Origin of the sequence: Cobetia sp. ICG0124 (assembly GCF_004006355.1) — a bacterium.
Classification (GTDB): domain Bacteria; phylum Pseudomonadota; class Gammaproteobacteria; order Pseudomonadales; family Halomonadaceae; genus Cobetia; species Cobetia marina.
Genome location: NZ_CP024893.1, coordinates 695,281 through 707,311, shown reverse-complemented (window position 1 = coordinate 707,311; position 12,031 = coordinate 695,281). Strand labels below are relative to the sequence as shown.

The following is a 12,031-nucleotide window of genomic DNA, read 5'->3' as shown; positions in this document are numbered from 1 at the left end:
GAGATTCGATCGGACTGGCGTGGAGCGGGAAACGAGATTCGAACTCGCGACCCCAACCTTGGCAAGGTTGTGCTCTACCACTGAGCTATTCCCGCCTAACACAAGCAGATCATGCGACCACACAAGACCGAAGATGGCGTCCCATAGGGGGTTCGAACCCCTGTTACCGCCGTGAAAGGGCGGTGTCCTGGACCACTAGACGAATGGGACACACTGGAGCGGGAAACGAGATTCGATCGGACTGGCGAACCAGCTCGCGACCTTGTCGCATTGCACTTGTTCCGTTTGGAGCGGGAAACGAGATTCGAACTCGCGACCCCAACCTTGGCAAGGTTGTGCTCTACCACTGAGCTATTCCCGCAACTGCAAGCAGAAATCAAAATGCTACGCTGACAAGACCGAAGAATGGCGTCCCATAGGGGGTTCGAACCCCTGTTACCGCCGTGAAAGGGCGGTGTCCTGGACCACTAGACGAATGGGACGTAACGTTCTTGCCTCGTCGAGGTGGCGCGTATATTACAAAGCCCCCTCCCCTTCGTCAACCCCCTGCTTCAACAGGATTTTTCCGGCGTTGGCCAAGTGCATCCACCACGTGCTTGTGGTCACGCCCTGACGCCCGCATTCTTGGGGTATGTACCGGGTGTCGAGTGAAGACCGGTAGCCATTGTTTCGGAGCATAGAGAGAAGAGACCATGAGCGAGCAAGACAAGCCGACCCAGGACAAGTTGATCCGCAGTGAAGAGGAATGGCGCAAGCGTCTGACGCCTGAGCAGTATCGCGTCGCACGTGAAGCCGGTACCGAACGCCCCTTCAGTGGCGATCACGAGGTCAGCCCGATACCGGGCACCTATCACTGCATCGCCTGCGACGCGAAGCTGTTCGACAACGACACCAAGTTCGACGCCGGCTGTGGCTGGCCGAGCTTTGATCGGCCCTATGCGGATGCCGCCGTCGAAGAGCATTTCGACACCAGCCATGGCATGCGACGTGTCGAAGTACGCTGTCGTCGTTGCGAATCCCATCTGGGACACGTCTTTCCCGACGGCCCCACCGAGACAGGACAGCGCTATTGCATCAACTCGGTGTCGCTGCGCTTCAAGCCGGTGCGCAGCTGAAGCGTTTCTCCATGGCCGAGCCGCCTCTGGTAGAATGCGCCGCCATACGCGTCCCCTCTCCAGAGGTGACAGGACAACCGTCATACCCCTGACGGCAGGAGAGAAGCAACATGCTGGGCTGGTACCCGGGACACATGCACAAGGCGCGTCGTCAGATAAAGGACGCGCTGCCCGAGATCGACGTGGTCATCGAAGTCCTCGATGCCCGCCTCCCCTACTCCAGCACCAATCCGGTGCTGTCCGAGCTGACCCGCCACAAGCCAGTCCTCAAGCTGCTGTCACGTGCAGACCTGGCGGACCCGGCACGCACGCGCGAATGGGTCGAGTATTTCGATGCCCTGCCCAACACCCGTGCACTGGCGATCACCACGCTTGAGGCGCGTGATCTCAAGCAGATTCCGCGGCTGTGTCGCGAGATGGCCGGTCATATCCGTGTCGATCGTGATGCACGCGTGATGGTGATGGGCATCCCCAACGTCGGAAAGTCGACGCTGATCAATGGTCTGGCGGGTCGCAAGATCGCCAAGACCGGCAACGAGCCCGCCGTCACCAAGCGTCAGCAGAAGATTCGCATCGATGGCGGCATCGCCCTGATCGACACCCCCGGGGTGATGTGGCCAAAGATCGAGGATCAGGCCAGCGCCTACCGTCTGGCCGGCAGCGGCGCGATTCGGGATACCGCCATCGACTACACCGATGTGGCGGTGGTCGTGGCGGCGGAGCTGGCCAGGCGCTATCCCGATGAGCTTATCGCTCGCTACAAGCTCAAGTCACTGCCGGCCTACAGTGCCAACCCTGACGCCGAGCGAGTCGAGAGTGATGGCCCGCGCAAGGTCGATCTGATGGCGCTCTCGGGCTTCAACGGGGTCGCGATTCTGGAAGAGATCGCCAGCAAGCGTGGCGGCCTGCGCGCCGGTGGCATCATCGATCTACATCGCGGTGCAGAGGTGCTGCTGCACGAATTGCGCGATGGCAAGCTCGGGCGCCTGACGCTGGAAACGCCGGCGGACATTCCCGCCGAGCCGGTGCCGGAAGCCAGTGGCGAGACGCAAGATGGCGCACGGATGAGCGAACCACCTGAGTCTGCGAGCGAATAACGCTACCAGAACAGTGAGATAACGACGGTCGAATTCAGATCTCATTCGCGGACCATGCCTGCAAGCCAGTTGAAAATCCTGCCAGATAACCTCTGGCGGGATTTTTTTCTGCCTGAACATTTCAAACCGCAAATTTAACCACGCTATTGGCCCTTGGCCGTGGCGCGGCAGGCAGGCGGCGCGATATGCTGGACACTCGCCCCTACACCTTACGTGACGGAGATCTACGGAAAGCACCATGGATACCGAGCAAAGAAAGCCCCGCGAAATTCGCAAGTCACACAAGCTGGACAACGTCTGCTACGACATTCGCGGGCCGGTTCTCGAACACGCCAAGCGTCTCGAGGACGAAGGTCATCGCATTCTCAAGCTCAATATCGGCAACCCGGCGCCCTTCGGCTTCGAGGCACCGGAAGAGATCCTGCAGGACGTGATGCGCAATCTGCCGACCGCGCAGGGCTACTGTGACTCCAAGGGGCTTTACTCGGCGCGCAAGGCGATCATGCAGGAGTGTCAGCGCAAGGACATCCAGGGTGTCGGCATCGAGGACATCTACATCGGCAACGGTGTCTCGGAGCTGATCGTGCTGGCCATGCAGGCCCTGCTCGACGATGGTGACGAGCTGCTGGTACCAGCACCGGATTATCCCCTATGGACCGCTGCCGCCAATCTGGCCGGCGGTCGTGCCGTGCACTATCTGTGTGACGAGGCGCAGGACTGGGCTCCCTCCATCGAGGACATCCGCGCCAAGGTGACCAGCCACACCAAGGGCATCGTGCTGATCAACCCGAACAACCCGACCGGCGCGGTCTATCCGCCAGCCGTCGTGAAGGACATCCTGCAGGTCGCACGGGAATACGGTCTGGTGGTGTTCTCGGATGAGATCTACGACAAGATCCTCTATGACGATACCGAGCACGTCTCCACCGGTGCGTTGGCCGACGATCTGCTGGTCGTGACCATGAATGGCCTGTCCAAGAGCTATCGCTGCGCGGGCTTCCGCTCGGGCTGGATGATTCTCTCCGGTGACAAGCGCCCGGCGGCCGACTTCATCTCCGGTCTCGACATGCTGGCCAGCATGCGCCTGTGCGCCAATGTCCCGGCCCAGCACGCCATCCAGACGGCACTCGGCGGCTATCAGTCCATCAATGACCTGGTGCTGCCGGGTGGCCGTCTGCTGGCCCAGCGTGATGCGGCCTGGAAGAAGCTCAACGAGATCCCCGGCGTCAGCTGCGTGAAGCCCAAGGGCGCGCTCTACATGTTCCCGCGTCTCGACCCGGAGATGTATCCCTTCGAGGACGACCAGCAGATGGTGCTGGAGCTGTTGCTGGAAGAGAAGATGCTGCTGGTGCAGGGCACCGCCTTCAACTGGCCGAATCCGGATCACCTGCGCATCGTCACCCTGCCCTACGCCGACCAGCTGGAAGAGGCCATCGAGCGTCTCGGTCGTTTCCTGGCGCGCCGCCGCAAGAGCTGACAGTGATTCATCTCACTGTCAGCATGGCGGGCAGATAATTGCGCCTTACCGATAGATTGGCATTGGAGACCTGACCCCATGATGCGGATAGCCCTCTTTCTGATCACCAACCTGGCGGTGGTGCTGCTGGCCAGTGTCACGCTGCGCCTGCTGGGCTTCGATGGCTACATGGAAGCCAACGGCATCAATTACACCGCCCTGTTGATCTTCTGCTTCATCATCGGCATGGCCGGCTCGGTGATTTCCCTGTTCCTGTCCAAGATGATGGCCAAGTCCTCGACGGGCACCGTGATCATCGAACAGCCACAGAACGATACCGAACGCTGGCTGCTGACGACCGTCGAGGAACTGTCTCGCGACGCCGGCATCAAGATGCCGGAAGTCGGCATCTTCCCGGCGCAGCAATCCAATGCCTTCGCCACCGGCTGGAATCGCAACGATGCGCTGGTCGCCGTCTCGGCCGGCCTGCTCAATCGCATGCGTCCCGAGGAAGTGCGTGCGGTACTGGCGCACGAGATCGGTCACGTGGCCAACGGCGACATGGTGACGCTGACGCTGATCCAGGGCGTGGTGAACACCTTCGTGATGTTCTTCGCGCGCATTGCCGCACATGCCATCGACGCCTTCCTGAAGCGAGATGACAACAGCGGCGGCCTGGGCTTCTTCGGCTACATGGCCGTGGTCTTCGTCCTTGAACTGGTGCTGGGCCTGGTGGCCTCGATGATCGTCGCCTGGTTCTCGCGCTGGCGCGAATACCGTGCGGATGCCGCAGGCGCGAGTCTCGCGGGCAGCGGTTCGATGATCAACGCGCTGGCACGCCTCAAGCAGGAACATGAGCTGCCGGACCAGATGCCCGACACCATGACCGCCTTCGCCATCACCACCGGCAAGAGCCGCAAGCTGATGGAGCAGCTGTTCGCCAGCCACCCGCCGCTGGATGACCGTATCGCCGCGCTCAAGGCCGCTGCCTACAAGTAAGCCTCGCCCGAACGGCGCCATGCCTCATGAGGCTCGACATGCAACGCACCCTCGACATCATCACTCGCCTGATCGCCTTCGATACCACCTCGGATCGCTCCAATCTGGCATTGATCCACTTCGTTCGCGATCTGCTGGCCGAACATGGCATCCAGGCGAGCGTGCTTTCGAATGCCGAAGGCGACAAGGCCTCGCTGCTCGCCACGATAGGGCCCGCGGTGGCCGGTGGTGTCGTGCTCTCCGGCCATACCGATACCGTGCCCGTAAGCGGCCAGAACTGGTCCCATGACCCTTATCAGGCCACGCTGAAGGAGGGTCGTCTTTACGGTCGTGGCTCGGTGGACATGAAAGGCTTCATCGGCCTGTGCCTGGCGATGGTGCCGGATTTTCTTGATGCTCCCCTCAAGCGGCCACTCCACCTTGCCTTCTCCTACGATGAGGAAAGCACCTGTCTGGGTTGTCTGCCACTGATCGACCACATGCGCGACACGCTGCCCGACGTCGCCGCCGTCATCATCGGAGAACCGACGGAGGGACGCGTGGTCTCGGCGCACAAGGGGGTGCATGCCTGGCGCACGGAAGTGACCGGCGTGCCGGCGCATTCGAGCCGACCGGACCTGGGTGTCTCGGCCACGTTCTACGCCGCGCGCATCATCTCGGAGCTGGAACGCACGGCAAACGACCTGCGCACCCAGGCCTCACGGGGCGAACTGTTCGAGCCCCCGTACTCCACGCTGCACGTCAGCACCATCCAGGGCGGCAATGCGACCAACATCATTGCCAAGGATGCTCGCCTGCATTGGGAGCTGCGCAACCTGCCCGGTGATACCCCTGACGCGGTACGCGCGCGAGTCGATGACTTCACCGCCCGACTGGCCCTCGAGATGCAGGAGCACTCACCGGAGTGCGCCATCCAGACACTGGAGGACTACGCCTCGGTACCGGCGCTCACGCCGGAGCCCGACGGCAAGGCAGAGACGCTGGCCTTTGCGCTGACGGGTCAGCGTGAACGCTGCGGTGTCGGCTTCTGCTCGGAAGCGGGCTGGTTCCAGGATCGCGGTTTCTCGACTGTCGTCTGCGGGCCAGGCTCCATCGCGCAGGCCCACAAGGCGGATGAGTACATCGACATCGCCGAACTGGAGCGCTATCGCGAGTTCCTGATACGCCTCACACGTCATCAGTGCACTGACTGAACAATCAGCGAGACTCTGCCGTCTCATGAGGGGTATCCAGCACCAGAGATTCGGCCAGCGGAGTCGGCTCTCCGCCATCCGCCTCGTCACCTTCGGCCAGACGCTCCAGCTTGAAACCGACCATGGCATAGGCCACCGCCAGCACCAGATTGACCAGATTGAACAGCGCAAACGGCAGATAACTGAGAGTCGCGACCCCCAGCGTTGCCGCCATGTAGGCGCCGCAGCTGTTCCAGGGAATCAGTGGCGAGGTGATGGTGCCGGAATCTTCCAGTGCCCGCGACAGATTGACCGGCGCCAGGCGACGGCGGCGGAATTCAGCGCGATACATGCGCCCCGGCAGGATGACCGAGATGTATTGATCCCCGGTCACCACATTGGAGGCCAGGCAGGTGCCCAGCGTGGTGATGACCAGCGAACCGGCATTGCGCGTCGCGCCCAGCAGGCTCTGCACCAGACGCTCCAGCAGGCCGAGTCGTTCGATCACGCCGCCGAAGGTCATCGCCGAGAGGATCAACCACACGGTGTTGAGCATGCTGCTCATGCCGCCCTTGGAGAGCAGCGAGTCGATCACCTCATCGCCGCTGTGGGAGACATAGCCATCGAACATCGACATCCATACGCCCTTGAGCAGCGCCATGGCGGTGGACATGTCAGGGACATTCGCCAGTCCCGCCACGGCCTGTGGCTGGAAGATGACCGCGAAGACACCCCCGAGCACCGCACCGATGAAGATCGCCGGGAAGGCGGGCATCTGACGCACGGCCATCACCAGCAGCACCAGCAGCGGAATCAGCAGGTGCAGGCCGATGTTGAACTGCTCACCCAGCTGGGCACGCAGGTTGGCGACCTGCTCCGGCGTCTGCAGGCTGGAGACGGAGTCGTGGCCCAGCCACAGAAAGCCTGCCAGCGCGAGCAGGATGCTGGGAACCGTCGTCCACAGCATGTGACGAATGTGCGCGAACAGCGTGGTCCCCGCCGCCGCCGGCGCCAGATTGGTGGTATCCGACAGTGGCGAGAGCTTGTCACCGAAGTAGGCCCCGGAAATCACCGCACCTGCCGTGATCGCCTCGGAAAGTCCCAGTCCATCGGCAATGCCGATCAGGCCTATGCCGATGGTGCCGGCCACCGTCCAGGAGCTCCCCACCGACAGCGCCACCAGCGCGCACAGCAGACATGCCGAGGCATAGAAATACTGAGGCGCGATCACATCCAGCCCGTAGTAGATCATCGCCGGCACGGTGCCACCGAGAATCCAGGTACCGATCATCGCGCCTACCGCCAGCAGGATCAGGATCGCGCCCAACGAGATCTGGATCCCCTTGTTGATCCCCTCTTCGATATCGCTCCAGCGATAACCGTTCTTGAGGCCGATGACTCCCGCGATCATCGCGCCAGACAGCAATGCCACCTGATTCGGCCCCCAGGAAGCATCGGCGCCGAACAGCACGACCGCCAGCACCAGCATGGCGATGACCAGCACGATGGGGATCAGGGCATCCAGCAGGGAGGGGGGGCGAAAGCCACCGCCCTCGGCTGGTCTATCAGGAGATTGTTGCATTCAGGACACCATCTTCAGGAAATGAGGACGCCGACACGCGCCGTCGTGACGGGCATGGCAGAAGGCACGAGAAACGGGGAGTAATCATTTGCTGGCCAGCTTCACACGCGAGAAGCCGAAGCCTTCCAGCACTTCACGCAGCTCACGGGCGTTCTTCTTGAGTTCGACGCGCAGCGTGGAGAACTCGCGACGCAACGGATATTCACGCCGATAACGCAGGAAGCCCTCGGCGTTGCCGAAGCGGCGCTGATAGCGACGCAGACCCAAGGCATCGCGGCGCACGTCGTAACAGGCCCGAACGCAGAGACCGAGGGCCTCTTCCGGAGGCGCCCACCCCGTCAGCACCAGCTTGCGAAGCCACGGGTCCGGCTTCAACTGGCCCAGCTTGCGCCGTGCCGGCAGGCCGAAATGCCGGCAGGCCTGCTGATAGATGATCTCGGTTCCCTGCATCTTGCCATCCAGACTGTGTCCGGCGATATGCGGCGTGGCGATATCCACCAGCGAGGCCAGCTCCGCATCGATGTCCGGCTCGTTCTCCCAGACATCCAGCACGGTCAGCAGATCAGCCTGTTCCAGCAGACGCTGCTTGAGCGCGGCAGTATCCACGCAACCACCGCGTCCTGCGCTCAGCAATACGCTGCCGGGCTTCATGGCACGGATGCGCTCGGCATTGATCAGGTGATGGGTCGGGTACTCACCGCCTGTCACCATCGGGGTATGCACGCAGATGACATCACACTCGGCCACGAGATGATCGATATCGACGAAAGCGCGCGGAGGATCACAGACCAGCACCTCGGCGCCCAGCGACTCGAGACGCTTGATCAGCCTCGAGCCGACCTGACCTGCACCGACCACGCCGAAACGACGATTGAGCTGCAGATCGAAGCCTTCCTGCTCCGCCAGATGCCACAGCGAGGACAGCACGTAATCCACCACCGAATCGGCATTGCAGCCCGGCGCATTGGTGAAGTGAATCCCTGCCGACTCGAGCCAGTCGAGATCGACATGATCCGTGCCGATGATCGGCGAGCCGACGAAGCGCACCCGAGTGCCCTTCAGCAATGCCTCATCCACCCTCAGCGTGGAGCGGCAGATCAGCATGTCGGCTTCCTTGAGGACGGCATTGGTGATCTCGCTGGTCGGCAGACAGATCACTTCCCCGAATTCAGAGAAGAACTCTTCTGCCAGAAGGACGTTATCATCCACGATGATGTGCATCTGTTGCCTTCTTGCCGCAAGGCATGCGAAGATTACAATGGTATGATTCAGCGTTCGCCGCCGTGCCATCTTAGGCGTACGCAGCATGCGCCACAAGCCTGCAGCGCCTTGCGAGCTATCCACATGCCACCTCTGTTTCACCTCGGGAGTCACGCGTGATCATCCGCTGGGAAAGCCATCATGATTACGTCCTGGTCCATGTACATCAGGACATGTTCGGCGACTGGATCGTCAGTCGCTCCTGGGGCCAGATCGGCACCCAGTTCGGCGGACTGAAGCACGATCTGGCCGAAAGCTACGAGCAGGCCATGACCTGGGTCAGTGACCTCGCTCACATCCAGGCCTCACGTGGCTTCACCAAGGTGCTGGAGGCCACGGCTGACAGCCCCGAGGCCGAAGATGCCATGCGCCAGATGTCACTGCTGGAAGGCTAGGCCGCCGCAGGGACCCGCAGACAAGAAGACCGCCGCTACCTTGAGGTAGCGGCGGTCTTTCGTTCAGGCCCGGACATGATGCGAATCAGCGCAGAAAGCGACGCCCATGGCGCATGACATGCCCCTGCGGCTCGACGCCTGAGTCACGCCTGGCAGGGGGCGTCCGATCGACGCCCGTCGACGCCCTGCCGACGCCCTGCGCGCGCAACCAGCCCGGCAAGGCCTCTTCGCCATCTACCAGCGAGTACTCTGCACCCGATGCGCTTGCCAGCACGGGAATGCGTGTCGCGTAACGCTCGCTCAGTTGCGCGTCGAAGGCGATCTCGACCCGCGTGAGCGTGACATCGGCCCCCAGCGCCTGCAGCGTGGCTTCCAGCCGAGCACACAGATGACAGCCCGCCGTGGTGTAGAGCCACAGTGGGACGCTGGCCATCGCTCAGCCCTTCACGTCGCTGGCGCGACGGATGCGGAAGACGTGGTGGATATCCGGACGGCGCTTGAAGTCCGGGTCCAGCAGCTTGCGCGACAGGTCTTCCACCACATGATGCTGGCTGACGCTGTCATCCATCACGAAGCGACGATGGTTGTTGGAGAAGATCAGCGTGCCGCCCGGAGCCAGGCTGGCCATCGCCAGGTCGATCAGGCGCGCGTGATCACGCTGGATATCCAGGGTGCCTTCCATCTTCTTGGAATTGGAGAAGGTCGGCGGATCCAGGAAGATCAGGTCGAACTCCTCGCGGGAACGCTCCAGCCACTTCAGGCAGTCGGCACGCACCAGCTGGTGACGCTTCTCGCTGATGCCATTGAGCTTGAAGTTCTCGCGCCCCCAGTCCAGGTAGGTATTGGACATGTCGACGCTGACACTCTCGCTGGCACCGCCCAAAACCGCGTGCACGGTGGCCGTCGCAGTATAGCAGAACAGGTTGAGCACCCGCTTGCCGTCCGCTTCCTTGCCCAGCAGCTTGCGCACCGGACGGTGATCCAGGAACAGGCCGGTATCCAGGTAGTCCTTGAGGTTCACCCACAGTCTGGCGTCGCCTTCCTGCACCTCGATACGCTGACCGGAGCTATCCTGACGGGTGTACTGCGCCTTGCCCGCCTGACGCGTGCGCTGCTTGATATGGATATCGTTGGGCGAGCAGCCCAGTACCTGCGGAATCGCCGCCAGGGCATCCATCAGACGACGCTGCGCCTGACTGGCATCCACGGACTTGGGCGGCGTGTATTCCTGCACGTGCACATGACGCCCGTAGATATCGATGGCCAGCGCGTATTCCGGCATGTCGGCATCATAGAGGCGATAACAGGTGGTGCCGCTCTGCTTGAGCCAGCGGGACAGCGACTTCTGGTTCTTCTTCAGGCGATTGGCGAACATCTGGCCGCCCTCGCTGAGTGCCGGCTGACTGCGGGCATCTTCCGCCACGCTGTCCTCGTCGACCGCTCGCTCACGCGCTGCCACGTCGATCATCAGCAGCTTGCAATCCAGCTGACCGTTGCGGAAGGCGTACTGACGATGCGCACGCAGGCCCAGACGGTGACCGAGGTCCGGGTTGCCGGTGAACATGCCCAGCGTCCAGCCGCCGAAGTGACGCTTCATGCGCTCACCGAGGCTTGCATAGAGCGGCACCAATGCCGGCAGCTCACCCAGACGCTCGCCGTAGGGCGGGTTGGTCATCACAAGGCCGGTGGCGGCACCCTCTGGACAGGTCAGCTCGGCGACGGAGGCCCCTTCCAGCTCGATCAGCGCCGGAATGCCGGCACGCATGGCATTGGAGCGCGCGGCAGAGATCGCCTGCGGGCTATGATCACGCCCGAACAGACGCGCGGTGACCTTGCGGCGCCCGGCGATGGCACGCTGCTCCATCTCCTCGCGCAGGCCTTTCCAGATACGCTCGTCATGACGCCCCCAGTGGCGGCAGGCGAAGTCTTCATTCAGCGACTGCGGGGCGATATCCGCCGCCATCAAGGCCGCCTCGATCAGCAGCGTGCCGGAACCGCACATCGGGTCGACCAGGCTCTCACCCCGCGCCGCACGTGCCGGCCAATCGGCACGCATCAGCAGTGCCGCGGCCAGATTCTCCTTGAGTGGCGCATGGGCGAGGTCGGGGCGGTAGCCACGCTGATGCAGGCTGCGACCCACCAGGTCGATGCCCAGGGTGATGAAGCCATTGTGCAGATGCGCATAGATGCGCAGATCGGCATTCTTGCCATCGACGGTCGGCTTGTGGCGACCTTCCTCGAACATCGCCTCGACGATGCCATCCTTGACGGTCTGAGCGCCGAAGAAGGTGTGTCGAATATCTTTCCATGTTCCGTGAAAATCGACGGCGATGGAGGCACGATCCGGCAATTCCATTGCCCAGTCGACGCCGGCGCTCGCCTTGCGCAGCTGCTCGCCGGTGTCGACGCCGCCCACGCGGGTCAGCAGGCGAATGATGCGATTGGCCAGGCGTGACCACAGAATGGTGCGGTAAGCCGTCTCCTGACTTCCATTGAAGTGGACGCCGGCCACGGTGGTGCCGGTCACCTCGGCACCCAGCGACGTCAGCTCGTCAGCCAGCAAGGTCTCGAGGCCACGCGGACAGGTCGCAAACCAGGTGGAGAGCGGGTTGCTGGGGGCGCGCGGCGAAGTCGCAGAAGTCGTGTCAGTCATGAATCTCTCACCGGCAAAGGCCGGACTTATTCCTGTGAGTTGGCTTCTGGCACTAGCGATATTCCTATACGGCTGTCGACAAGCCAGAGGCAGTGTTCTAAAAACTATAGGTGTAGCTACAATTCGGAAAGGTGACACGCCAAGCGAAAAGGAGGTTCACGGAGCGAAACCCTCATTCAGGCAGCATGCCCGGCAGTGACCTATCCACCATCACGCTCGAGCATGTACTGGCAAGACCCTCCATCATCTCACATCCACGGCCTTTCCCGACACGGCTGGTCAGTGGCCAATGCCGATGGGTT

At 62.3% G+C, this 12,031-nt stretch carries 10 protein-coding genes and 4 tRNA genes; 6 read left to right on the top strand and 8 right to left on the bottom strand.

What is annotated here, in order from left to right:
- Positions 1-20: 20 nt before the first annotated feature.
- From CU110_RS03225 to CU110_RS03210, 4 genes are all read right to left on the bottom strand, one after another.
- Positions 21-95: transfer RNA gene (locus CU110_RS03225), tRNA-Gly, on the bottom strand.
- A 39-nt stretch (positions 96-134) separates the two neighbouring features.
- Positions 135-210 (bottom strand) — tRNA-Glu (locus CU110_RS03220).
- Positions 211-286: 76 nt separating this feature from the next.
- Positions 287-361: transfer RNA gene (locus CU110_RS03215), tRNA-Gly, on the bottom strand.
- Positions 362-406: 45 nt separating this feature from the next.
- Positions 407-482, bottom strand: a tRNA-Glu gene (locus CU110_RS03210).
- Between the two features lie 210 nt (positions 483-692).
- Here CU110_RS03210 and msrB point away from each other — a divergent pair.
- The 5 genes from msrB (at position 693) to argE (ending at position 5,860) form a co-directional block, all read left to right on the top strand.
- Positions 693-1,115, top strand: a complete 423-nt coding sequence (gene msrB, locus CU110_RS03205) for a peptide-methionine (R)-S-oxide reductase MsrB (RefSeq protein WP_084207949.1) — start codon at positions 693-695, stop codon at positions 1,113-1,115.
- Between the two features lie 110 nt (positions 1,116-1,225).
- Positions 1,226-2,212 carry a ribosome biogenesis GTPase YlqF gene (ylqF, locus tag CU110_RS03200; protein WP_084207948.1) on the top strand — a complete coding sequence of 329 codons (987 nt, stop codon included), beginning with the start codon at positions 1,226-1,228 and terminating at the stop codon, positions 2,210-2,212.
- Positions 2,213-2,450: 238 nt separating this feature from the next.
- Positions 2,451-3,689 (top strand): pyridoxal phosphate-dependent aminotransferase, encoded by a 1,239-nt coding sequence (locus CU110_RS03195; RefSeq protein WP_077378462.1) that lies wholly within the window; start codon positions 2,451-2,453, stop codon positions 3,687-3,689.
- Between the two features lie 78 nt (positions 3,690-3,767).
- Positions 3,768-4,667, top strand: a complete 900-nt coding sequence (htpX, locus tag CU110_RS03190) for a protease HtpX (protein WP_077378460.1) — start codon at positions 3,768-3,770, stop codon at positions 4,665-4,667.
- A 38-nt stretch (positions 4,668-4,705) separates the two neighbouring features.
- The gene (argE, locus tag CU110_RS03185) at positions 4,706-5,860 is read left to right on the top strand and encodes an acetylornithine deacetylase (RefSeq protein ID WP_205632727.1); all 1,155 of its coding nucleotides are present in this window, start codon (positions 4,706-4,708) and stop codon (positions 5,858-5,860) included.
- A 4-nt stretch (positions 5,861-5,864) separates the two neighbouring features.
- Here argE and nhaC read toward each other — a convergent pair whose 3' ends face one another.
- Both nhaC and pdxB read right to left on the bottom strand, forming a co-directional pair.
- Positions 5,865-7,421: a Na+/H+ antiporter NhaC gene (nhaC, locus tag CU110_RS03180; RefSeq protein ID WP_077378455.1), complete on the bottom strand. Its 1,557-nt coding sequence runs from the start codon at positions 7,419-7,421 to the stop codon at positions 5,865-5,867.
- 84 nt (positions 7,422-7,505) lie between these two features.
- Positions 7,506-8,630 carry a 4-phosphoerythronate dehydrogenase PdxB gene (pdxB, locus tag CU110_RS03175; RefSeq protein WP_346427156.1) on the bottom strand — a complete coding sequence of 375 codons (1,125 nt, stop codon included), beginning with the start codon at positions 8,628-8,630 and terminating at the stop codon, positions 7,506-7,508.
- 167 nt (positions 8,631-8,797) lie between these two features.
- On the opposite strand from pdxB, the gene CU110_RS03170 reads away from it, so the two are divergent.
- Positions 8,798-9,076, top strand: a complete 279-nt coding sequence (locus tag CU110_RS03170) for a WGR domain-containing protein (RefSeq protein ID WP_077378449.1) — start codon at positions 8,798-8,800, stop codon at positions 9,074-9,076.
- A gap of 85 nt (positions 9,077-9,161) precedes the next feature.
- Here CU110_RS03170 and CU110_RS03165 read toward each other — a convergent pair whose 3' ends face one another.
- Together CU110_RS03165 and rlmKL are read right to left on the bottom strand one after the other, a co-directional pair.
- Positions 9,162-9,509, bottom strand: coding sequence for a glutaredoxin family protein (locus tag CU110_RS03165; protein WP_127734532.1), 348 nt, complete (start codon positions 9,507-9,509; stop codon positions 9,162-9,164).
- A gap of 3 nt (positions 9,510-9,512) precedes the next feature.
- Entirely contained in the window at positions 9,513-11,729 is a 2,217-nt protein-coding gene (gene rlmKL / locus CU110_RS03160) for a bifunctional 23S rRNA (guanine(2069)-N(7))-methyltransferase RlmK/23S rRNA (guanine(2445)-N(2))-methyltransferase RlmL (RefSeq protein WP_084207944.1), read from the bottom strand.
- Between the last annotated feature and the right edge of the window lie 302 nt (positions 11,730-12,031).